Source organism: Gleimia hominis (assembly GCF_032085515.1).
Lineage (GTDB): Bacteria > Actinomycetota > Actinomycetes > Actinomycetales > Actinomycetaceae > Gleimia > Gleimia hominis.
This window is the reverse complement of the sequence record NZ_JASXSX010000001.1, coordinates 209997-234029: the sequence shown is the minus strand read 5'-3', so window position 1 is coordinate 234029 and position 24033 is coordinate 209997. Positions and strand designations below refer to the sequence as shown.

Below are 24033 nucleotides of genomic sequence, written 5' to 3'. Positions count from 1 at the left end.
GAAAACTGAAGAACAACGTGCAGAAAGAAGGCTCGACTTTGTCAGTTGGCAAAGAAGAAGGGTTCAAACAACCAGGCGAAAACAACAGCGGGGAAATCCGCATCCCAGGCGTAAAACGCGTATTCACACCCAGCAGGATCCTCGTGGTACTACTAGTACCCCTAGCGATGTCCCTGGTTGCCGTGTCGTCCGTGAATGTTGCCCTACCAACAATCGGTAAATCCCTACACGCCACGGACGCTAGCTTGCAGTGGGTACTGTCTGGCTACGCCCTCGCGATCGGTATTTCCCTAATCCCCGCGGGGAGGCTGGGGGACCTGTTCGGACGGGGCCTACTGTTCCAAATCGGCCTGGTGATATTCACCATCGGCTCTGCCCTGTGCGCAATCTCTTCCGACCCGACGCACCTGAACATTTTCCGCATCATCCAAGGCATCGGCGGGGGTATCTACTCTCCGCAAATTATGGGGATTATCCAACAAACCTTCTCGGGCCAAGCCCGGGCGCGAGCGTTCGGCATGTTCGGCATGGTAGTGGCCGTTGCGGTCGCAGTGGGGCCACCGATTGCCGGTGCGATCATTAACCTGTTCGGCCCAACCGTTGGGTGGCGATACACATTCATGATGTACCTGCCCCTCGGCCTGCTTGGTATCGCACTCGCATTCATCTGGCTGCCGTTTGAACGCGAACGAATGTGGATTCGGCGGCGGCGTGCTCGCAAGCAAGCGCGGCGCGACAACCGCCGGAATAAACGCGAAAACCGTGGGCAAAGCCCCGCTGCAGCACAGCCCGACGCGACCAGCGGCGAGCCGCGACCCAAGCAGAAGATCGACCTTGACCCCGTTGGTGCGCTACTCGTTACCGCCGCTGTGCTGGGAATTATGCTGCCGTTCACTTCCCACACTTTCAAGTGGTGGCTACTACTGGTATTCGCTGCGGGCATCGGGCTGCTGTTCGCCTGGTACGCGTGGGAGAACTGGTATAAGAACCGCGGTAACTACGCGATGGTGGATCCAGATCTGCTGCGGATCCCCTCATTCTCTTTCGGCACAGCCGTGTCCGGCGCGTACTTCTTAGGCTCCACGTCCATATTCGTCATCTCCGCTATTTTCTTACAAAACGGTCTTGCGTTCAGTGCCCTGGCGGCCGGGAGCTTCTCGGTACCGAACGCACTGGTTTCTATGTTTGCGGCCCGCTGGTCTTCCGAACGGGCACTCACCTGGGGGCGTTCAGTAATCCAAATCGCGCTCGGCACAATGATGGTCGGTACCGCACTGACCGCCGTCGTGGTGGCGTGTCACGAAATGTTTGGCCTATCTATCTACTGGGTGATCTTAACGCTGGCAATACTTGGGTTCGGACAAGGCGCGGTTGGGTCTGCCAACCAAACCCTGTCCCTCGATGAAGTGCCCGTCAAACACGGTGGTGCTGCCGGTGGGGTTAAACAAACTGTGGAACGCCTCGCCACCGCAATCGGTAACGCGATCATCACCGCAGTGTTCTTCGCAGCAGTGCCCGCGGTGGGATACTCGTGGGGAACCGTGACCGCGCTGTGCATTGTGCTAGGTATCCAAACCATTGCGATAAGCATCGGCTGGGTAGACAAACGTCGCGCCGACCGGCTCCGCAACTAAGACCGCAGACTGGTCTGTATCGCAGGCAATCGCACGCAATCAGGTGCGAAGTACCTCAGCGTTGTGACGCGGGAGGGGTAAGTGCCTGGGGTGGGGTAAACACCCAGGGGGAGTGGGGCATGCGTGCTAACTCGAAGCGGTGCAAAAACTGCTTGGCAGTAGTGGCTTGAACCCCGACCGACCTGGCAATTGTCTCGATAACGTCACTCACCGAGTACCCCAGGGCCAAGAGGTCACGCAAAGTCACCGCCCCATCGCGTTTAGCTAACCGGTCCCCACGCGCATTCACAACCAGGGGTACGTGCACGTATGTGGGCTGGGCGAACCCTAACTCGTGGGCTAAATACGCTTGCGTTGAAGAGGTCTGCAGCAAGTCGTCCGCCCGCACCACCTGATCCACCCCCGCGTGCGCATCGTCAACCACCGCCGCCAGATTATACGCCACCGCGCCGTCCCCCCGTTGTAGAACCACGCAGTCAATCGGGTCCGCCCGCTTCCCCCAAACCGCGTCTTCAATCGGCCATTTTTCCACTTGAGGGCTCAAACGCCACGCCGGGCGACGCCCCTGCTGCAGCAACTCGGCGCGTTTGCGATCGCGCTGGTGTGCATCCAGATTCCGACACGTCCCCGGGTAGTGGCCCACTTGACCATTTGGTGCGACCGCGGCCTCTCGGATTTGTTTGCGCGAGCAAAAACACTCAAACAGCAACCCCTTAGACCGCAGTGTTTCCAATGCCTGCAGGTGTTCACTGCGGCGCTTAGATTGATACTGCACCGGCCCATCCCAGTCCAACCCCAGCATCCGCAGGTCCTGCACCTGCCGGGCCGCTGCCCCCTCACGCACCCTATCTATATCTTCTACCCGCAGAACGAAACGGCGACCAGTTTGCCTAGCCAGCGTCCACGCCAGCAACGCGGTCCGCAGGTTCCCTACGTGCAGGTCCCCAGACGGGCTGGGAGCGAAACGACCAGTATTACTCACCCCCTTATTTTATGTGCGCAAGCAGCCACGTGGTTGATGGACGGTGACTCTATGCGCGTCAGCGGCCGCGCGGGTTACGGGCCGGTGATCCTCCTCGCACGAGTAGCCACGTGGTTTACGGGCCGGTGATCCTCCTCGCACGAGCAGCCACGTGGTTTACGGGCCGATGGGAATGGCGTATAAACTGGCCGCTGGGAGGGGTTTCATGAGGTTTTCCAACGGCCGGCGCACGTGGTTCAGAGGCGATTCTGGTGCCGGTAAAAACGGTGGGCAACGCGACGCATTTGCCGGCGGAAACCGCGCGAAACCCGAAGCGAATGCCCGTGAGAACCACGGGCCAAATGTTGTAAATGCCCGCACCTACCACCTCAACCCCTACGCATTGGTATTTATTGGCGGAGCACTTGGTGCCACCACCCGCGCGGTCATGGATGCGCTTGTCAGCGGTGGGTTCCGTTTATTCACCGGGCCTGCAATTACCCTCATGCAAGTGGAAACCCCACTTGCAACTTCGACGGTACTGGTGAACGTGGTGGGTGCGTTCCTAATGGGGGTACTTACTGGCTTGTGGGCGCGTAAACGCGGCAATAACCCCAGTTGGGATCGGATTAAACTACTTGCCGGCACGGGTTTCTTAGGGGCGTTTACCACATATTCGTCGTTCGCGCTGGCATTAGCGCGTGAGGTGTCACAGGGCGCGGCTTTCTCCGCGGTCATCCAAGGCGGCTTGGTGCTGCTGCTCGGCTACGTGGCGGTGTTTTCAGGTATGTTCATTGGCCAACTCGGGCAAGGAACCGCACGGCCACAAAAACAGGCTGGGGGACCTGGTGGCTGCAAAAAGCCGGGCAGATCGCAAAAACAAGCTGGTGAATCTGGCGACACTGGACGTTCTGGCCGCCCGCGTAACTCTGAAGGCTCTTGTGACTCTGAAGGCGAAAGTGAGTCGGGGGGAGTGGCATGATCGCTTGGATACTACTGCCGTTCGCAGGCGGATTTGGAGCACTGTGCCGGTACGCAACGGAACTACGGTTACGCGGGTTTTTGAGCGCCCACACGGGATCCACCACGCTGTCGCCCTATTTGGATGAGGCCGCCCGCACCTCCGTGTGGCGGATCAGCGCGCTCGCGTGGCCAATCATGTTGATTAACCTAATCGGCTCGTTCGTAATGGGCGTGCTGTTCGGGTTCCTCTCGCAATACGCGGGAGTGTGGTTAGTGGTCGCCACCGGGTTTTTGGGTGGGTACACCACGTTTTCAACCGCCATGATGGACGTGTACACCATGGCGCGCGTAGCCCGATCAGCCCGAACCTGGGTAGCCGCATTCCTAACTTGTGTGGGCACCGCGGTCCTGTGCGTGCTAACCGCCGGGTTCGGCCTTTGGTTATCTACCTGAGGGGCGCGAGGTTCCTGCCTGAAGTGTGCGAGGTTCCTGTTTGGGCGGCGCTACACTGCCGCCGTAACGCTTCCGCACCCGAGGGCTGCTAGATTTCCGCACTTGAGGGTTGCTACGAGCCGCGCCACCCAGGCGCTACCCGTTAGTGACGCCTGCGTTTAAGCCCAATTCCCACTGCTGTGAGCGCACCTCCAGCTAGCAGCAGCGGTACTATCGCCAGCGCTCCCGTGCGGGCAATGCCAGACTTCTGGGCGCCATTTGCGCGCTGGTTCTGCTGCGCTCCGGCTTTCTGGGTTGGCTTGGAAGTTCCAGTAGTTGGCTTCGACGCAGGGGCGCTTGGAGTTCCCGCCCCGCCGGCTGGCCCGCCGGAAGACCCGTCAGAAGGACCTCCAGAAGATCCGCCGGCAGGCCCCTCAGAAGGCCCGTCGGAAGGCTCATGGCCCGGAACGATCCCGGTGGCTGGTTTGGGATAGTCCGGTTCGGGCACGGCTTCCAGTTCAGCACTCGGGGTTTCGGGTTGCTGCCGGAAACTCAGTTCCGCAACATGTGTGAACGGTTGTCCTTTCACATCCGCGCCCGCTTTCAGCATCACGTACCGGGCTTTCACCGGCCCATCGGCCTCTAAGTCAACGCGTTGGTGCTCGTACACAGCGTTTGGCCACTGGCCTTGCGCCACCGCGTGGAACGCGTCCTCAGAATCAAGTGGGAACGCCGCCACCCCATCCGTGTTACCCGCGGCGGGGGTACCGTAATCGTCCGCACCCGGTTCAGGCAGTTCAGTGTCGGTAGCGACCTTGAACTCGTATTCACCAATCTGCCCGTTCTGCACCGCTCCAGTTTGCCGCGGCGTGTAAATCGCAGCCGTCAGGTCGTATTCCTTCCCCAGGTCCACTACTAAATAATGAGGGGGTTCATCAACCTGAGGGGTCCACCGCGTGTGCCAATACGTCTGCGGGTCCCCGTCGATAGCGGCGGTCGCTAAACCAGAGGGGCGGGCCTCCCCCTCGGTGGCCTGCGAATCCCACGCCACTACTTTCGCAGCTCCCATCGGCACCACCCCGGTGTCCACCACCGTGGTGGAGCATTCGCGCACCAACTGGTCACCCGCTGCCTCTAACGTGACCTGCAGTTTTGCGGTGCCCGCCGTGTCCTCTGGGGCGCGTACCTTAACCGTAGTGGTTTTAGCGCCGTCAGCCGCATCACTGAACCGTGCGGGCTTAGTGAGGGCCCGCTGGTTGTACTCATCAATCGGTTCCGCGCCTTCTTGCTGCACGTCCCGCGGCGCAATCGCCACTGCGGGTGCTACCTGCCAGTTTTGCGCCACTGACGTGCGTAGTTTCGCGTTCCCCGAAATCCCCTGGGTTGTGATCGCCACTTCCGCCTGCTGACCAGCGTTGATCTGTGCGGGGCAGCTGACTGTCAGCGAAGTCGTCCCCGTAAGCGTGTACCAAGTGTCCGCTTGCGCCTCAAACGTAACTACCCCATCTTTGCGAGTGGTTTTAATTTCGTTACCATCCGCATTCCGAACCACAACGGGGCCTTGGGCTAGGGCAGTGTGAATACTCAACGTTTGCGCATCCTGCGAATGTACCTCAATAGTGGTGGCCTGCCCGTCTTTCCACTGCGCATTGACCGTCACGTTGCGCGGTGCCCGCAACCCAGAAACGGAACCGGACCGCCACGCCCCCGGCAGCGCTGGAAGCACGTCAATCACCTGGTCATTGCCATGCAGCAGCATTTGCGCTACCCCCGAGGTACCCCCAAAGTTCCCATCAATCTGGAACGGCGGGTGCACGTCCCACAGGTTCGGGTACGTCGATTGCGTCAGTAGTTGCCGCAGCATCAGATGCGCATGGTTGCCGTCACCTAGCCGCGCCCAGAAGTTAACTTTCCACGCTTTCGACCAGCCCGTTCCACCGTCCCCGCGGTCCCTCAGCGTACCTTTCGCCGCGTCAGCTAGTTCCGGCGTGGTGGCCGGTGAGATCGCTTCCCCTGGGAACAGGGCGTACAGGTGCGATGTGTGCCGGTGGTGCGGTTCCCCTGATTGTTCCAGCGCAGGGTCTTTCCATTCCTGCACCTTCCCGTTGTGCACCCGCAGGCCTTTATCCGTTTTCTTGAGGGTCTGCGTGAGCCCTTCGGTGAAGCTGTCGCTAACCCCCAGGTCTGTGGCGGCCGCGAGCGTGGAGGTGAATAGTTCGGTGATTATTTGCTGGCTCATCGCGGCGCCGGCCGTGTAGTAGCCGTGTTCAGGCGAGTACGAGGGGTTCAACACTAGGGATCCGTCGCGCGGGTCTTCGCGCAGGAAGTCTTGGTAGAACTCAGAGGTGGCCTTTAACATCGGGTACGCGCGGTCCCTCAAGAAGGTTTTGTCGTTGGTGTACAGGTAGCGCTGGTAGAAACCTTGTGCGAGCCACGCGTTCGCTTCTGGGTACCATGAGGCCGTGGGCCAGTCGAATACGCCCGTGAACCCCCAGGGGTTGGTTTCGTTCATCACGACCCAGCCGCGCGCGTCGAACAGTTCTTTTGCAGTCACCTGCCCGGCTTTCGCCAGGTCGGAGGTGAAGTTCAGGTACGGGTCGTAGGTTTCCGCGAGGTTCGTGGTGAGGGCAGGCCAGTAGTTCATCTGCAAGTTAATGTTCGAGTGGAAGTCCGCTGACCACGGTGGGTTGTTTTTGCGGGTCCACACGCCCTGCAGGTTCGCGGGTTGGGAGCCTTCGCGCGAGGAGGAGATGAGTAGGTACCTGCCGTATTGGAAGTAGAGCGTTTCGAGGTACCGGTCCGCGTCGGTAGTTCCTTGGTATGCGCGCACCAGTTGGTCTGTGGTGGTGTTTGGTGTGGGGGCGTGCAGGTCGAGTTTCACTCGGTTGAACAGCTGTTGGTAGTCCTGCACGTGTTTGGCCCGCAGGGTTGCGAACGGGGTCGCGGCGGCCCGCGCTATTTTGCGGTCTACTGCGGTGTTTGGTGCTGTTTGCGTGCGGTAGTTAGGGTAGGCTTGCGCGTAGTTGGTGCCGCCCGCCCAGATTATGGTGGCGCTGTCGGCGTCTTTAACGGTGAGGTCCCCATTTTCTCCCGCCGTCACCGTGCCACCTTCCGTAACCACCTGTACTTTGCCGTAGTATTGCAATCCGTTGTCGGGGCTTTTGCCACTTAGCGTAATCGCGTTGCCTTCTGCTTTTACTTCAGCTTCAGAAAGCGCTTGAGGGGTTTTCAACTCGGGGGGCAACCCCCGGTCGTAGGTGAGGTGGAAGTTCACAGCCGTGCCTTGGTTCGCACTGATGTGCTGGGCAATAACCCCGGCGGGGTAGGAGGCGATGGCTTCGCGTTTAAACTGGGTTTGCCCCACGTTGTACTGCACGCCCGCAACGGCTTGGTCGATGTCTAGGTGGCGTTCGTATTGCGTGTAGTTCTGCGCATTTGGGGTGTCTACTTTGAGGATCCCGAAGTTTTGGTAGTTACCGTATCCGGCCTTGGGGTGTCCGATTGAGCTGATTAGTTCTTGCGACGCTTCCAAACTACCTTTTGCGTCAATGGTTTCTTGGATTTTCTTCAGGTTCGCTTTTTTCTGCTTGAGGAGGTCGGCGGGTGGATTGCCGTAGTTGTACCCCTCAGTTCCTGGCCCGCCGGTCCATAGTGTGTCTTCGTTGAGGACAATCTGTTCGGCCCCCACCTGTCCGTAGAGGGTGGCGCCCATCGAGCCGTTACCAATGGGGAGTACTTCGTGTTCCCACCCGTCGGTGGAGCCGTCGGCGTCGGTTATGACCCCGGGTTTGTTGTACCGCAAAATCATGTTGGCCTGCGTATTCTCGATTCTATTTTCGCCGCTGCGCGGGCTGGTTTGAGTGGTGGCGAAACTGGTGATGGGAGCCAGTATTAATGAGGCGGTCAGCACGCCCCCTATTAGCTTGCCAAATCTGCTCATGATTTTCTTTTCTATATCGGCGTCACTGCCGGTAGGCCGGGTTAGATTACGAAACAGCGTGCTCAAAGCTGAGCACTTACGAAAGAATAACACGATTCAGATCACCTCTAACCCCATTTGAGCAGGTCTGCGCACAACTAATCAGACCGTGCGCAGATTGAGTCGTCAATTCCGCATTGCAGGCAGTTTAAGTGTGCTAGCTTCAAAGCAGACCTGGCGCGCTAACAGCCGATTGTTAACGCGCAGCATTTGGCATAATCGGGTAAACCTCGCAGATAAAAACGGGTGTACAGCGGTTTCACAACAGTGGATTCTTCTGCCCCGCTAGTCTGCGCAGGGGGACGGAAAGGGATCACAATGTCGTTCAAAGCCCTAAATACTGCGAGAAGCCTAGTTGGCGCAGTAACTGCCGCTGTTCTATGCGTGCTGCTTGCAGTAATCGCACCGGCTGCGTACGCAGACGAGTTGGTTCAAACCGTGTCGGTTGCTGACTTCGGTGCGAAGGCAGATTCGAAGCAGGATGCGGCGGAGCCTGTCAAGGCAGCTATCGCGAAGGCGAAAACTATGGCAGAAAAAGGCGTTTCCGTGCGGATCGTGTTCCCTGCGGGTAGATACGATATTTACCCGGATAAAGCACCCCAGCGCACACTGTATGTTTCTAATACGGTGGGGGCGGACGCCTCATATAAAGAAAAACGTATCGGCATGCTGCTTGAAGATACAAAGAATATAACCGTGGATGGCCAGGGTTCTGAAATTATCTTCCATGGGAAAATGACCACCTTCGCGGCGATTAATAGTGAGAATGTTTCGTTCAAAAACTTTCAGGTAGACTTCGAAGTTCCGTCTGCGATTGATTTAACGGTTGAGGCGGTGGATCCGGATGCCGGGATCGCTACCGTTTACGTACCAGAAGAGTACAAATACCGGGTTAAAGGCAGTGACGTTGAATGGTTTTCCGATAAGAGTCCGTATACGCATGAGGCCTACTGGACGGAGCGAAACGCACTGCCGTACGTGCAACGCTACGACACGAAAAGTGGATTAACAGTGCGAGGCGACGTGTGGAACAACCCGATTTTCAAACACGTGGCCGGTGTGAAAGACCTGGGGAACAACCGGCTCGAGTTTTCCTACACCCAGATGGAGTCGGAACTGAAAAACGCGCGGGGAATAAGCTACCAGATGCGGCAGACAGTGCGCGACCACCCAGGGGTTTTCTTATGGAAAGACAAGAACGTCCGCTTGGATACGATTGATTTTCGGTTCCTACACGGTTTCGGGGTAGTGGGCCAGTCGACGGATACGGTGCAGATGAACAACCTCCACTTTGGCGTGGGAGTTGGAACGGGCCGCAGCACCGCTGGGTATGCGGATTTCATTCAAATGTCTGGCTGCAAGGGCGCGGTTGAGGTAACTAACTCCACGTTCTCTAACCCACATGACGATCCGATTAATATTCACGGAACCTTCCAGCAGGTGGTGGAGCGGATTTCTGATCGGAAGGTCCGCGTGCGGTACATGCATAACGAGACCGCTGGATTCCCCTCGTTTTTTGTGGGAGACCAAGTGGAGTTCATGACGCAGGGCAACATGATTCCGGTGCGCGATTCGGTGCGCACAGTGGTGGCTGTAGATGGTCCGGACGGGCAGGGTGGAAACCTGGGGCAGGGGTCAGGTAGTTTAACAGATACTATTCTTACGTTCGATAAGCCTATTCCTCAAGAAATAGCAGTGAACGAGCACGTGGTTGAAAACATTACCTACACGCCGAATGTGACCATTAAGAATAATGTTTTCAAAGAAACTCCTACGCGTGGGATTTTGGTTACTACCCGGGGGAAGGTTCTGATTGAAGACAACCTGTTTGATGGCATGGGGATGGCTGGGATTTATATTTCGAATGATGCCCAGGGGTGGTACGAATCGGGGCCGACGCGGGATGTGACTATTCGCGCGAACACTTTCCAGCGGTCTGGGGCGCAAGCGATTTTGGTGGAGCCAACTAACCCCACGGTGTCTAGTGAAGACACGGTGCATAAGAACATGGCAATTGAGGACAACACGTTTTACGTGTCGGATCAGCGGGTTTTGGATGCTAAGTCAGTTAGTAATTTGAGGTTTGTGTCCAACCGCGTGTATCGGCAAACTGTGTCCGATGGTGTGCAAATAGATGGTGGCCAGGCTGTTGAGGTACCTGTGGGCGGGGCGTACCATATTAAAGCCCGGCCGGTGTTTAAGCCTGTGAATGAGCAAAAACTGTTCGCATTCAACGGTAGTAAGCAAGTGGTGCTTGCAAATAATACGTACGATGTTGGGCTCAACCCGCAAGCAGAGCTAGAGAATATGGATGCGGGTGAACTCGACAACTCGGGTGATGGCACCGCGCCTCAAGACGGTGGGATTGCTGTAGAAGATGCTAGCGGTGCGGAAAATGCTGCTGCACAAGACGCTGGTGCTGTCGAGAATACTGCCGCAGAAGATACTAGCGGTGCGGAAAATGCTGCTGCACAAGATCGGGTGGCAGGTGAGTCTGGGAAAGTGTTTTTTGTTAGCGCGGATCCTGCTGTAGCCACGGTGGATAGTGCCGGGGTGGTCACTGGTATGAGCGTTGGGCAGACCACTGTGCAAACCTATGTTTTAGCGGGGGAGCGGCGCCTACCGGGCCCAGTCGTAGCGGTTTCGGTTAAACCAGCTGATGTGGAAACCGCGCCTGGATCTGAAGAAGGTGGATCTGAAGAAGGTGAAGCTGGTCAAGGTGGGGCTGGTCAGGGTGGAACTGATCAAGGTGAAGATGGTCAAGGTGAGGCCGGTCAGGGTGTAGCTGGGCAAGAAACAGACTCGTTACGTGACCACCCGTCGTCGGTAGCTACCCTGTCGAAAGCTGTTTTCTCGGGCCTTTCACGCGATTGGAAGTTTACTGCAGGCCAGTTGCATTATTTCGCAGCTGATCGTGCGAAAACTATTTTGGGCCAACTAACGGCAACGGATGCGGATGCTGAAGTCACGGCCACTTTCAATGGGCAGCCGGTGGAACCAACTGAGTTCGCAGGCACTTTGTTGCGCGGCCGGAACGTGCTTGAAGTTACGGTCCGCGCCGCAGACGGGATTACCTCTAACACCTACCGGTTTGTCATTGACCGCATCAGCAGTAATGACCCGGGCACGACAGAACCGTCGGATCCAGGAACGGTGGAACCCGCGCCTGAAATAACCGATCCCACCACTCCAGCGCAGCAACCGGCAGCTGGAAAGCAGAACCAGTCTGCTGTGCCGGGCAAGAAGCCGGCGGTGAAGAAAGTGCGGAAGTTGGTACGTACGGGAGCACCCGTGTTGGGGTTGGCAGCAGCCGCTGTTTGTGCTGGTCTAGGGGGCGTGCTCTTGTTGCGACGCAGAAAATAATGATACCGATCACTTTTAGGGTCTATTTTTGGACTCGTTTGAGCAATCGAATTTTCACAGTGTAGGCTCGAATCAGCACCGTACAACATGAGCCAGTGTGAAAGGAGCTCGGATTATGAGTCGCCCTGCTATTAACACTGCGCAAAACATGTTGCCCGAACATGCGGGGCAAACAAGTCCGGAAGATGGGCATACGCCAGGCACGCTAATTGAACTGCGGGATCTCACAAAAAAATACCCGGTGCGTGGCGGCAACGAAGTTGTGGCCCTAGACCACGTTAATCTCAGTGTGGAACGCGGCTCTATTCACGGTATTGTCGGCCAGTCCGGTGCCGGCAAGTCGACACTGATTCGCTGCTTAACCGCATTGGAATCACCAACTGAAGGTTCCGTGACCCTCGGGGGTGTAGAACTGACCAAGCTGGGGCACGCCCAACTTAGGGAAGAACGCCGCAGCATCGGCATGGTGTTCCAATCCGCTAACCTACTGGACGCCCGAACCGCACTCGCGAACGTGGAATACCCCATGAAAGTTGCGGGCACCCCCAAGCACGAGCGGCGCGAACGCGCACAAAAACTCTTAGAACTAGTTGGCCTGGGGAACCGCGGTACCTCATACCCCGCGCAACTATCCGGTGGGCAGCGCCAACGCGTTGGGATAGCGCGGGCGCTCGCGGCGAAACCAAAAGTAGTGTTGTGCGACGAACCCACGTCCGCGCTCGACTCGGAATCCACCCGCCAAGTCCTCAACCTTTTGGCGCAGATCCGCGACGAAATGGGCGTAACCATCATTATCATCACCCACGAAATGGGGGTGGTGCGCGCAATCTGCGATTCCGCAACGCTGCTGGAGCACGGAAAAATCGTTGAATCCGGTTCCATAGAACAGATCGTGGCGAATCCATCCTCGAAGCTTGCGCAAGAACTAGTTCCCATGCCGTCCCTGGCCGAAGAAGCGGTAGCGCAAGACCTCACGATTATAGACACCATGTTCACCTCCACCCCGGGGGTACCCACGGGATCAACTGTGATGTCACTGGCCTCCCGAATGGGCGCTGACGTGCTCGCGGGAACATTCGAATCTTTCTCTAACGTGCAGGTAGGGCGGTTAGCACTAGGCGTCCCGCAATACCATGCGGATAAAATTATTGAAACACTAAAAAATAATCAAGTATATGCGGAGGTGAGGGCATGAGCGCGGTGCTATCGAACATAGGAGCTGCCCTGATGCCCGCCACCGCGTCGTTAACGCACGCGTGGGTGCCACTCGTGGCTAACGGCGACGAAACCTGGTTCAACAACCCCGCGGTACAGCGCGCGTTCTGGCCCGGCGTGTGGGAAACGTTAGCGATGACGGGGCTGTCAACCCTGTTTACCGTCATCATTGGCCTTCCCCTTGGGCTTGTATTGATTGCAACTGGCCGCGGCGGCCTATTCACCAACAAGCCGTTGCACCAAGTACTGGCCTTCATCGTGAACTTTGGGCGGTCCATCCCGTTCCTCATTCTGATGATCGCAATCATTCCGTTTACCCGCCTAGTGGCTGGTTCCTCAATCGGTTGGAAAGCAGCGGTTGTCCCCCTGACAGTAGCGGCCATCCCGTTTTTCGCTCGCCTCGTGGAAACCGCGGTGCGGAGCGTGGACGACGGCAAGATAGAAGCCGCACAAATGATGGGGGCCACTCGCGGGCAAATAATGCGTGACGTGCAGGTGCGCGAAGCCCTCCCGGCGATCATCGACGCCATCACAGTGCTTGCTATCACGCTCATTGGCTACGGGGCGATGGCGGGTGCGCTCGGCGGCGGCGGCCTTGGGCAACTCGCAATGAACTACGGGTACAACCGCTTCATGCCAGACGTAATGGTGCTGGCGGTAATTGGCGTGTACGTAATCGTGCAGATCGTGCAGATGGTAGGCGACATGTGTAGCCGGCTGGTGGACCACCGCTGAGCCACCACCAGCCGGGTTAGGTCCCCAACTAGCGTACCTGGCCAGCACTACCTCAAACTCATTTCGACTTTTAAGAACAGGAAATAACTATGCGTTTCTCACGTGTTTTCGCTGCAGTGGCAGCATCAGCAGCGCTCGTCTTAACGGGCTGTGGTTCAACCTCCGGATCCGATGCCGGCAGTGACGGGTCGGGCAGTGATTCCGCGGTTACGACATTGAGGGTAGGAGCGTCGCCATCCCCTCATGCGCAAATTCTGCATTTTATAGACGACAAACTGGCTAAAGACGCGGGTCTAAAACTAGATATTGTGGAGTTCACGGACTACGTACAACCGAACCAGGCGCTTGCGTCGGGGGATTTGGATGCGAACTTCTACCAGACCGTGCCGTATTTAAAGAAGGAATCGAAGGAACGCGGATACGATTTTGTGCCCGGTAAACCCGTGCACCTGGAACCGCTTGCGATCTACTCGAAGAAACATAAGGACATGAAAGAAATTGGTGACGGGGCAACCATCGGGATCATCAGCGACCCGGTGAACCAAGATCGGGCGCTGCACCTGCTGGAGCAAGCGGGGCTGGTGGAAGTGCCGAAGGGAGCTGAGGACCTCACGATCGATAAAGTTAAAAAACTAAAAAACTTTGATTTTAAAGAAGTTGAGGGGCCGCAGCTTGTGCGGGCGCTGCAGGATGTGGACGCGGCAGTAATTAACGGAAACTTCGCGAGCGAAGGCGGGTTGAGCGCCGCCGATGATGCTTTGTTAGTTGAATCGCCAGAAAACAACCCGGCAAACAACGTGTTGGTATGGGCAGCAAAAGATAAGGATGATGAGCATCTGAAAAAACTGGATGAGTTGCTGCACAGTGATCAGGTGAAGAAGTTTATTGAGGACACTTTCAAGGACAAGTCGGTTATTCCCGCGTTCTAACCTCAGGTGATCTTCGCGTTCTAACGTAACGCGGGCTACGCGTTGAATAAAGCCTCTGCCCGAGGTGACATTGGTTTGTCAGGCCCGGGCAGAGGTTTTATTTGTATTAGCGCGTTGTTTGCAGCTAGGGGTGGTTAGTCGATTACGCCGTAGAGCCTGTCCCCGGCATCCCCAAGGCCGGGCACGATGTAGGAGTGTTCGTTCAGACCTTCATCGATCGCACCGGTAACGATAGTTACGTTCGCGCGATCCCCGACCGCTTCTTCGAGGGCTTTTAGACCCTGCGGGGCGGATAGGAGGCACAGGCAGGTGACGTCACGCGCCCCGTGGTCTAGCAGGTAGTCGATTGCCGCGATCATGGTGTGGCCGGTGGCGAGCATCGGGTCGAGGATGAAGCACTGGCGGCCCTCCAGGTCTTCGGGAAGCCGGTTAGCGTACGTTTCCACCTGCAAGGTGGCGTCGTCGCGGACCATCCCGAGGAACCCAACTTCCGCTGTGGGCAGTAGCCGCATCATGCCGTCTAGCATGCCAAGGCCGGCCCTCAGGATAGGAACCACTAGGGGGCGGGGTTTTGATAAACGAGTGCCCGTCGTTTTCGCGACGGGCGTTTCAATTTCAACATCTTCAACAGCGATGTCTCGGGTGGCTTCGTAGGTCAGTAGCATCAACAGTTCTTCTGTTAGATGACGGAAAGTCGATGACGGCGTTTCCTTCTGACGCATTTCAGTTAATTTGTGGGCGATCAGGGGGTGTTTTACTTCTATAACTCGCATGCTTCTAGAATACCGTGTGAAGCGTGTGGAGTGGATTATTTGCCGCGCGGCGTGATTGTGTTGTGTTCGATGTTTACCCAATTGCCCGTGCGGGTCGAGCGGCCTAGTGTGTGGAGGTTGGATTTGGAGTTGGCTGTGGATTATAAGGAAGCGATGGTGCGGGCGTTGCGTCTAGCCCGGCGGGCCGGTGAAGCGGGAGACGTGCCGGTTGGGGCTGTAGTTTTAGATGAGGCCGGTGAGGTAATTGGGCAGGGTTTTAATGACCGTGAGGCCGCCGGTAACCCCGTGGGGCACGCAGAAGTGAATGCGTTGGTGGCAGCTGCGAAGCAGCGGGGAGGGTGGCGGCTTGAGGGCTGCACGCTGGTGGTCACGTTGGAGCCGTGCACGATGTGTGCGGGGGCGGTGGTGGCGTCGCGCGTGCCACGCCTGGTGTTTGGGACGTGGGATCCGAAAGCGGGGGCGTGTGGTTCGGTGCGGGACGTGGTGCGTGATTCGCGTTTGAACCACCAGGTGGAAGTTGTGGCAGGTGTGTTAGAACACGATTGCGAGTTTGTGCTGCGCAGATTTTTCGCTTCGCGTAGAAACATGTAAACTTGAAAGCCGAATGCTTCGCGTCGCTTCTTTTTGATGCTTGAGGTGCTGAGCGTTCTAAGGTGGAGTGTCCGAGCGGCCGAAGGTGCAGCACTCGAAATGCTGTGTGGTGCAAGCCACCGTGGGTTCAAATCCCACCTCCACCGCTTTCCTGTTTTTGGGGCGCACCAGTTTTGGTGCAGCGTGTTTGTGGACAACCATGTCTTTTCTTCTTCGCGCAATGTACAGTAAGAACTGTTCTAACCCTTTCCTTCAACACTTGCGCGGGAGTAGTAATGTCACGTCAGCGTCGAGCGGCAGCTCAGTTTGGTAAACCCTCAGTAAGAAAAGCGCGTCACAGCCGGGGGATGGCGCGTGTAAGCACGGGCCTTGGGTTGAGTGCAGTTTTGGCGCTCACAACCGTGGTGCCTGGGATGGCAGCCGATTCGGCACCTACGGAGAATAACCTCCCTCAGGAAACAGAAAAGGACACGAACGCAAACCAAGGTTTGCCTACTAACGCAACGGAATCTGAGCAGGCGGTAGAAACCACGCAGGCCGCTCAAGAGGAAGCTGGCGCTGAGCTGGAGGCGGCGAAAACTCAGGCGGATAAAGACGCCCAGGCGGTGAAGGCAGCGGAGGCTACGGCGGACACTGCGGCCAACGAGGTTAAGGCGGCGGATGCGGCTGGGGACTCAGCGGTGGCGAAGGTACAGGCGGATATCGCTGCTCGCGTGGAGAAGGCGGAAGCGAAAGTTGCGGCGGCGAACCAGGTGCTGCAGCAAGCGCAGGTGGATGCGGATGCTGCTGATGCGGCGGTGCGGGAAGCGCAGGCGGTTTTAGAGAAGGCTCAGGCGGGGGCGTCGGATCCGGAGGCAATCGCGGCTGCGAAGGAAGCGGCGGAGCAAGCGCAGGCAGACGCGGCGGCAGCTGAGGCTGCGGCTAAGCAAGCGCAGGATCAGCTCGCGCAGGTGAATGCGGAAAAATCGGATGCTGAGCAGGAGCTGGCGCAGGCTAAACAAGCGTCTGAGGCAGCGGCCGCGGATTTGGCGACCGCGCAGAAGGCGGTTGAGGACGCGCAGGGAGTACTGCAGGAAAAGCAGCAGGCGTTGCAGAAACTGCAAGGTGAGCTCGGTGACGATGAGGCTCTGAGTGAGGCGCAAAAAGCGGTGGAGGATGCGCAGGCGGCGTTGGATCAAGCGCAAGCGCAGGTGGATACGCAGAAGCAGGCTGTTACCGCAGGTAACGCGGCTGTGATGGCGAAAATGACGGAGCTGCACAGCAAAGAAGAAGCGGTAGCAGCTGCGGAAGCTGAGCAGCAGGCCGCCCAAACTGCTTTAGAACAGGCGCAGCAGCAAGCCGAGCAGGCGCAAGCGCAAAAACAGGCGGCTGACACGGCTGTGCAAGATGCGCAAGCAGCGTTGGAAAAGGCTCAGCAGGAGAAGCTGCAAGCGGATAAGGCAGTGGAAACCGCGCAGAAAGCGTTGGACGACACGAAAGCTGAAGCTGCTGGTAACCAAAGTGGCATGACTGTTGAGCAGGCACAAGCGAACGTTGACAAAGCCAAGCAAGCGGTAGAAGCCTCAAAAGCAGAAGCGCAGAAACAATGGGCGCTAGGCTCCAAAGGATTCTTCGAGAAGAACGGTGACACAGACGCTGCTGCCATTATTGACAACGCTGGAAGTGACACCAAAGTTGGCCAAGACGGAGACGCCACCAGCCTGGACAATATGAAGGCCTCCCTTGACTTCCTTAAAGAAGGCAACGACATTAGAGCGCACTCCACATCAACTGAAGGGCAACCACTAGAGCCGTGGAAAATACACAGCTCCGTAATGGCCTCGGCCCAGGTGAACGCGAACATCTCGGCACGCACACAGGACCATGGCAACCTGGCGCTCCCACCTGGACTATACGGAAACATGCATGAAATCCTAGTGCCAACCATTGCGGCTAAACCCCACAATGTAATTGACAGCTCCGGCAAGTTCGTCGAACCTTCGGCCAATGATACGACAGACCCATACGCAGGTTGGTACACCGCAGAGAAATACTGGTACGAGAAACTGAGTGCTGAGGGAAAAACTGATGAACAGATCAGAGCTCAACTAACTCAGCACAATGAAATGTACGGGCGGTGGATAGTGACGAGCGTGGGCCACTTCAAGTCCATCGTTGAGCCAGAAACGACGGTAACAGGTTACGGTATTGCCAAGAACGCTGCGGGGCAACAAACTCACGTTCAACAGATGCTTGATGGGGCAGCAGATCCCACAACAGCCATTACGTTAGAAAAATACGCACAGGTATTTAACGAGTACTACGACACTTTGAAAGCCCAGCTTACTGATGGTTCTGCCGAGTCTAAAGCAGCGTTAGATAAAGCGTTGGAAGACCTCGAAAATGCGCAAAATAACTCTGCATCAGACATTGTGGTGCAGAAGCAAAAAGAGTTAGCCGAAGCTCAAGCAAGAGCCGAGCAAGCGCAAACCGCGGTAGACAGCGCGCAAAAAGACCTCACCGACAAGCAGGGTGAAGCGTCGAGCCGAGCAGAAGAAGCTCAGGCCGCCACCAGTAAAGTTGCTGCCGCACAAGCTGAAGTTAACGCTAAGCAGCAAACTGTGGACCAGGCGAAAGCTGCGTACGACGAAGCTGATCAAGCAGTTACGCAAGCGCAAACCAGCCTCGGGCGGGAAGAAGACAAACTCAGAGCAGCGGAAGAACTAGTAGCAGCACACCAGGAAGAACTTAAAAACGCTCAAGAAAAACTTGCGGCACTCAGCGGTGATGACGCAGCTTTACTAGCAGCGCAGCAAGCCGTCACAAAAGCGCAAGAACAACTGGACGATAAACAAGTAGCGTTAACTCAAGCGCAAGCAGCAGCACAAAAAGCAACGCAAACTCAAGAAGCTAAACAACAAGCGTTCAACCAGAAAAACACGCAGCTGCAAACTGCTCAAACCAAAGTTGAGCAAGCGCAACAGTTAGCCCAAAACAAAACTGATGAAGCCACGCAAAAACAGCAGGCATACAACCAGATGCTCGCCGCTGGGAACGGGGTGGAAGCAGCCACCCTGAACCTCCAGAAAGCGCGGGCAGCAGCAGACTCCGCGCACCAAACATTAGAAACCGCCAAAGCAGACGCAGAACAAGCAGAGCAAAACCTAGAGGACGCCAAGCAGCTACAAGTAAAAGCGCAGTCCCTCAAATGGAGCGGGGTGGACACTCAGAAGGTAGACGCACCAGAGTTCACCCCCATCAACACGGCGGTCACGGACCTCAAAACAGCATTAGAGAAAGCGCAAGCTGCGCAAGAAGCGCTCACAGAAGCGAAAAAGCAAGCCAACGCTTCAGCCACCGCGCTCGCGGCAGCACAAGAGAAATACGACAACGCAAAAGCTGCGTACGCAGAAGCTAAACGCGCATACGACTACTACCACGTAACCCCCGCTGCAGTTAAAGGGACAGTGCCAGACGCATCCGACCCCTCATCGTGCAAAGTGAAACCATTCGTCACGATCCCCAGCAGCGACCACGTGCACTACACTCTCAACGGTGAAGCCGTGAGCGCGGGCAAGCACGAATACGAGTACGGAACGTCAGTAACCGTAAAAGCGCAACCAGAAGACCGGTTCGCGTTCCTACCAGGAGTGAAAACCGAATGGGAATTCAGTGCTGAACTGCCGAAACCATGCGCACCCGAAACCGGTGGGGAAGAAACCCCCGGCACCGGTGAGCAAGGTAACCAGCCCGGCGGCCAAGGGAATGAACCCGGTGAACAGGGCAACCAGATCGGCGAACAAGGTAACCAACACGGTAACCAGGGGACGCACGGCCAGCAGACGACACCAGGCGCCGGGCAGGGTGAGCATCCTGCTGGGAATGTGGTGAACCCGGGTGCCACGCACAAAACCCCTGCTAAAGCACCAGGATTCAAACACGTGACCCTAACGCAAGCGAAGGAATCCAACCTCGCGTCCTCCGGTTCGCAAGCAGCAGGCCTGGTAGCACCAGTGGTTACCATCACCGGGCTGGGGCTTGCAGCACTAGCAATCGGCAGGCGCAACAGCGTAAAAAACCAGCGCTAGTAAGACAAAACCGGGGTGAACAAAGCAAAACCCAGGGCTAGTGAGAAAAAACCCGGGTGAACAAAGCAAAACCCAGCGCTAACAGAGCGCCAATAAGCAACGAGAGCACGCGGCCAGTACCGATCCGGTTCCACACCAGCGGTACTGGCCGCGAAGCATATCCACTACCCCAAACCCCAGTCCCACATTTACCCGGTCATTAACCCAGTACCAGATTTGCTTCGGTCCGAGATTTGCTCAGTCATTTAACCCGGTCCCACATTTAACCCGAAAAAATCCGTAGAATATGCTTATGGACAACTCTTCCGCAACACAAGAACAAACACCCCAAAAATCGTCCGCGACGTCCTCTCCCTCGCCACGGGCGGGCAAGACAACTAGCGGCGGCTCCAGGGCGCAGCAGTCGCACAGCGGCTCTTCGGAGGTGCACCGCTCAAGCAAACATCAGTCAAGTGGTGCGCGGAAGCGGCCGTTCAAAACATCACCGGCAGTTAAAAACGGGTGGATCACCGACCAACACGGCTCCTGGGGAATGGCGTTTTTCCCACTGATCGCCGGCCTGATCCTCGCTCCACTGAGCGCGGTGCACATCCTGCTTGCACTCGCGTGGACCAGTGGTTTCCTCTTCTTCGGTGCCGCTGAAAAATGGGTTAAATTCCACTTCCGCACCCGCTACCGCAAATCCACAACCACCTACGCCATCATCACCGGGCTGCTCGGCATCCCACTGCTCATCGCCCGCCCCACTCTAGTATCGTGGGCACTCGTCTACATTCCCCTAGTCGCAATCGCTGCGATCACTGCGTGGCAACGGAAAGAACGGGGAATGCTTTCGCGCACAGCCACGATCGCCGCGTCCACACTGCTCGTGCCCGTCGCCGCCTCGATCTCCACCGCCGAAGTGTTTTGGCAAAGCAGTCCACTGATGACGCACGCCTGGTTCCTCTGGTGCCTGCTGTTCACCTACTTCCTCTTAACGGTGCCGTACGTCAAAACCCTGATTCGAAAGCGCCGTTCCAACCCGTGGCTGATCGGTTCCATCACCGCCCACGCGATCGCGTTCGCCGTGATACTGCTGCTGTTCACCCGGGGCCTCGTTTCCCCGTGGCATCTGCTTGCGTGGGCGGTTACGCTGGGGCGGGCAGTGGGCATGCCAGTTTCCGCGAGGTTGCGGGCAAAACCGTGGCCCCCGCGGGCAATCGGGCTACCGGAAATCGCCCTGTCCGCCCTGATCGTGGTTACATTACCGTACTGAGCCGCCCATCAACAGGTCGTGGAATACGTGGATTAACCGCTCGTTGTCTTGCGGTAGCCCCACGCTGATCCGCACCCCCTGTGGGAACGCCCGCACTGCAACCCCTTGGGCTAAGAAACGTGCGGCCAACTCCGCGGGTGGCAGGGGACAATCCTCGGCGGGTATCCAAAAGAAGTTAGTTTGACTATCCCACACTTTTAACCCTAGGTTCCGCAGCGTTGTGATCGTCGCGTCGCGCTGCTCACACAGAGCTGCCACCGCTTCTTCTACGTAACCGCGGTTTTGCAGCGCAGCTAAAGCCGTGGCCTGCGCGGTTGTGGACACGCCAAATGGAGTGGCGACACGCGTGATCGCTGCGATCAACTCCTCGTGTCCCACCAGGTAGCCGACGCGTAAACCCGCTAAACCGTAGGCTTTGGAGAACGTGCGCATAACCACGAGGTTCGCGAACTCGCCGAGCAAACCCAACGCGGTCTCAACCCCGGGGGCGGAGGCGAACTCAATATACGCTTCATCCACCAGCACCATCACGCTGCTTGGAAGGTGCGACAAGAATTCTCGCAGTGCCTGCAGGGTGATCGCGTTCCCAGTGGGATTGTTTGGGGTGCACACAATCACTGCGCACGTGCGATCAGTTACGGCTGCGAGCATTGCATCAAGGTCGTGATCACCCTTGTTGGTGAGGGGAACAGCCACTGGTTTGGCCCCAACTGTTGGGACGGCGATCGGGTAGGACTCAAAAGATCGCCACGCAAACACCACTTCGCTACCCGGATGAGCCACAGTAGTTAACGCGTGCAGCAGGGTTGCGGAAGAACCATCCCCAACCAGAATCTGCTGCGGAGCAACCCCATGCATTTGCCCCAACGTTTCACGCAATTCGGTGCAAGCCATGTCTGGGTACCGGTTCACGGATTGTGCCGTGTCTGCGAACGCTGCGAGCACGGCTTGTGGTGGCAGGTACGGGTTTTCGTTGGAAGATAGTTTTGCTGGGTTTTTCCCCTGAGGCCGTTTGCCCGGCACGTAGTTAGGGAGTGCGGCAACGTCGGGGCGAATCGAAACATGGCAGTGGTTCATAACCCCAGTTTACGCCCACGCCACGGGGCTAGAACACCGCCCAACAGTCTGGGAAGCGGTGCCCCACGAGCGCCGGAGCGCTTCCCGCACGCCCTTGCCGGCACCTAGCTGGGCTTTACCCGGCTGGGTGGTTCCCGGCAGGGTGGTTCCTGGCTGGGCTTTACCCGGCAGGGGCTGGAATCGACTGGGTGGCTCCCTGGCTAGGCGGGTTTTACTTGCTCGCCTCTTTAACTCGGTCCAGGTCAAACCGGACCGCGGTCGTAACCGTATCTTCCCGCAAGCCCAACTTGTTGCGCCGCTGTTGCGCCAGCGCGTCAAAGTTAACGTCTCCTTTGTTGTCGGCTTCTAACGCATCCTCAACATATCCGGGTAGTGAATGCGCATAATCACGCTGAGTAATGGAGTGCACCATTATGTGCTCATTGGTGCCATGAACGGCGCGACCATCCAAAGCGGGTACCAGGTCGGCCGTATTCATGTAAGAAACAACAGGCGTGTTCTCGAGCCCACGAATCCCATCTATCGGTGATCCAGCGGCGATAACGCTCGCCACGTTGTACTTCTTTTGCATTAGTTCGGACCCAGCAAGTGAGGCAGCCACCATCCCACCTTGCGAATGCCCCGCGAACTCTACGGCATCACCCGGTTGAACGCCCGCGCTTTTCATTGCGTCAGCCACACTTTGCTCCAGGTCTGTGACCAGGCCACCCATGATCTTCACATCATTCAACCCATCAGCCGGGTTTCGGCCCACCATCCACGTTTGTGTCCCCCGCATGTTTACGGACCAGCTTGGGCGGCTAGACCCGGGGGTGTTGTGGCGTAGGATCTCAATCGTATTAGTGTTCTCATCGCGCGTACTGGTAGCCAAATCATGCACCCGGTTCAGCACGTCCGCTGAGTTCATAGGTGTACTAACTTCCACCCCGGGTTCTTTGCCGTGCTTATCCTTTAAAGATCGCACGGGAATCACGCAATCACTGTTCTTGCTCAGACGATTGGTGAGCATGCCGCACACTGCTGCATCGCGTAAACCATAGTGGGTGTTAATCGAATCGAACTCGTGCACCTGTTCTCCAGTTGAGGATTCTCGGATCCGAGTTATCGGAAAGAAATTCGGGTCGGTTGCGCGCACTAACCGCTCCCAGATCACAGCTATTCCCCGCGCGCTTTGACGCACATCATCACGCGGGTGGAGGAGGGGAGAGTGGATGTAGTAGCCACTGAAGATTTCAGCCACTCCACGTTTGAGGAATTCACCGGCTTTCTTCAGTGAAAACGGTCCAGTTAAAATACTGTCACCGCGTTTACTTTCGTCTTGCCAAAACGCGATTATCCCAAGTGGGAGCGCTACCTTTCTTCGCGTTTCGTCAATAATGGGGCGAAGCACTTGAGCGGCAGGGCTAATCAAATGCGCGGTCTCTATGCCCCGCAGTTGGTCGCCGGTTAACCAAGCCGCGAGCCCTCGAGAGAACTCGAATGAGCCGCGCACCTGGTTTTCTACCGTATCCATGATCCTTGCTACGTACAATAAGTTAGTGGCAAACTCATCCAGTTCCGCGATGGGAATAGCGGCGTTAGCCGCATCCAGCTGAGCAGCAGCGGAGCTGCCGAACGGTACAGTCATGGCGGTGGCTTGCACGGGAATACGTGCAAGACTGATTGCTCCCTTGGCGATCTGCAGTTGCGCCACAATTGTTTTCGCTGTGAATGCGGCTAGAAGAATGCTCACAGTGTTCACTCGGGTCTGGCCCGAATCTATTACGACAGTCACGGTGCCCCCACTAATGCGGACGCCACTTGGGCGGCCTGTAATGCCTGTAGTTTCTTGCAAGACGCTTGGGCTTGCCGCGCTAACCCGGCGGCGTGCTCCACTTTGTCTGCGATTTCGCGTTGGCGGGACCGAGCCGATGCAGCAGCCGACCCCTCCCACTCCATCGCGAGGTCACGCACTGCTGATGCGCTGCTCTCTAGGGAAATACATGCTCCCGACAATGAAATATCTGTTATGAAGTCCACGTAGAAAAAGTATCGGACCACAGAGGGGGCAATAACGCGG

The 24033-nt window shown here is 57.2% G+C and carries 16 protein-coding genes and 1 tRNA gene; 11 read left to right on the top strand and 6 right to left on the bottom strand.

Annotation, left to right across the window (positions count from 1 at the left end):
• The first annotated feature begins 38 nt into the window (after positions 1–38).
• Positions 39–1634 carry an MFS transporter gene (locus QS713_RS01075; protein WP_313271742.1) on the top strand — a complete coding sequence of 532 codons (1596 nt, stop codon included), beginning with the start codon at positions 39–41 and terminating at the stop codon, positions 1632–1634.
• Between the two features lie 55 nt (positions 1635–1689).
• Here the strand turns inward: QS713_RS01075 and gluQRS are convergent, their stop codons facing one another.
• On the bottom strand, positions 1690–2616 hold the full coding sequence (gene gluQRS, locus QS713_RS01070) for a tRNA glutamyl-Q(34) synthetase GluQRS (RefSeq protein ID WP_313271740.1): 927 nt from the start codon (positions 2614–2616) through the stop codon (positions 1690–1692).
• Positions 2617–2821: 205 nt separating this feature from the next.
• Between gluQRS and QS713_RS01065 the strand changes: the two genes are divergently transcribed.
• Both QS713_RS01065 and QS713_RS01060 read left to right on the top strand, forming a co-directional pair.
• Positions 2822–3577, top strand: coding sequence for a fluoride efflux transporter FluC (locus tag QS713_RS01065; protein ID WP_313271738.1), 756 nt, complete (start codon positions 2822–2824; stop codon positions 3575–3577).
• Entirely contained in the window at positions 3574–4011 is a 438-nt protein-coding gene (locus QS713_RS01060) for a fluoride efflux transporter FluC (protein WP_313271737.1), read from the top strand. Before QS713_RS01065 ends, QS713_RS01060 begins: the two co-directional genes overlap by 4 nt.
• Before the next feature lie 142 nt (positions 4012–4153).
• Here the strand turns inward: QS713_RS01060 and QS713_RS01055 are convergent, their stop codons facing one another.
• Complete coding sequence (locus tag QS713_RS01055; protein ID WP_313271736.1) at positions 4154–7930, bottom strand: glycosyl hydrolase family 95 catalytic domain-containing protein; 3777 nt, start codon at positions 7928–7930, stop codon at positions 4154–4156.
• A 357-nt stretch (positions 7931–8287) separates the two neighbouring features.
• Here QS713_RS01055 and QS713_RS01050 point away from each other — a divergent pair, with 357 nt between their 5' ends.
• From QS713_RS01050 to QS713_RS01035, 4 genes are all read left to right on the top strand, one after another.
• Positions 8288–11332: a right-handed parallel beta-helix repeat-containing protein gene (locus QS713_RS01050; RefSeq protein WP_313271734.1), complete on the top strand. Its 3045-nt coding sequence runs from the start codon at positions 8288–8290 to the stop codon at positions 11330–11332.
• A 148-nt stretch (positions 11333–11480) separates the two neighbouring features.
• Positions 11481–12527, top strand: coding sequence for a methionine ABC transporter ATP-binding protein (locus tag QS713_RS01045; protein WP_313273689.1), 1047 nt, complete (start codon positions 11481–11483; stop codon positions 12525–12527).
• A gap of 32 nt (positions 12528–12559) precedes the next feature.
• Positions 12560–13282 carry a methionine ABC transporter permease gene (locus QS713_RS01040; RefSeq protein WP_313273687.1) on the top strand — a complete coding sequence of 241 codons (723 nt, stop codon included), beginning with the start codon at positions 12560–12562 and terminating at the stop codon, positions 13280–13282.
• Positions 13283–13371: 89 nt separating this feature from the next.
• Positions 13372–14211: a MetQ/NlpA family ABC transporter substrate-binding protein gene (locus QS713_RS01035; protein ID WP_313271732.1), complete on the top strand. Its 840-nt coding sequence runs from the start codon at positions 13372–13374 to the stop codon at positions 14209–14211.
• A 134-nt stretch (positions 14212–14345) separates the two neighbouring features.
• Here QS713_RS01035 and upp read toward each other — a convergent pair whose 3' ends face one another.
• Positions 14346–14984: a uracil phosphoribosyltransferase gene (upp, locus tag QS713_RS01030; RefSeq protein WP_102216870.1), complete on the bottom strand. Its 639-nt coding sequence runs from the start codon at positions 14982–14984 to the stop codon at positions 14346–14348.
• A 30-nt stretch (positions 14985–15014) separates the two neighbouring features.
• Here upp and QS713_RS01025 point away from each other — a divergent pair, with 30 nt between their 5' ends.
• The 4 genes from QS713_RS01025 to QS713_RS01010 all read left to right on the top strand — a co-directional run bounded on the left by QS713_RS01025 (position 15015) and on the right by QS713_RS01010 (position 20897).
• On the top strand, positions 15015–15575 hold the full coding sequence (locus QS713_RS01025; RefSeq protein WP_313271730.1) for a nucleoside deaminase: 561 nt from the start codon (positions 15015–15017) through the stop codon (positions 15573–15575).
• Positions 15576–15636: 61 nt separating this feature from the next.
• Positions 15637–15721 (top strand) — tRNA-Ser (locus tag QS713_RS01020).
• Positions 15722–15850: 129 nt separating this feature from the next.
• Complete coding sequence (locus QS713_RS01015; protein ID WP_313271728.1) at positions 15851–19642, top strand: hypothetical protein; 3792 nt, start codon at positions 15851–15853, stop codon at positions 19640–19642.
• A 286-nt stretch (positions 19643–19928) separates the two neighbouring features.
• A complete protein-coding gene (locus tag QS713_RS01010; RefSeq protein ID WP_313271726.1) occupies positions 19929–20897 on the top strand; it encodes a YwiC-like family protein in 969 nt (322 codons plus the stop codon).
• Here QS713_RS01010 and hisC read toward each other — a convergent pair.
• The 3 genes from hisC to QS713_RS00995 form a co-directional block, all read right to left on the bottom strand.
• Positions 20886–21974, bottom strand: coding sequence for a histidinol-phosphate transaminase (gene hisC / locus QS713_RS01005; protein WP_313271725.1), 1089 nt, complete (start codon positions 21972–21974; stop codon positions 20886–20888). The genes QS713_RS01010 and hisC overlap by 12 nt on opposite strands.
• Before the next feature lie 211 nt (positions 21975–22185).
• The gene (locus QS713_RS01000; RefSeq protein WP_313271723.1) at positions 22186–23748 is read right to left on the bottom strand and encodes an alpha/beta hydrolase family protein; all 1563 of its coding nucleotides are present in this window, start codon (positions 23746–23748) and stop codon (positions 22186–22188) included.
• Positions 23745–24014: a hypothetical protein gene (locus tag QS713_RS00995; protein WP_313271721.1), complete on the bottom strand. Its 270-nt coding sequence runs from the start codon at positions 24012–24014 to the stop codon at positions 23745–23747. Before QS713_RS00995 ends, QS713_RS01000 begins: the two co-directional genes overlap by 4 nt.
• Positions 24015–24033: the final 19 nt, after the last annotated feature.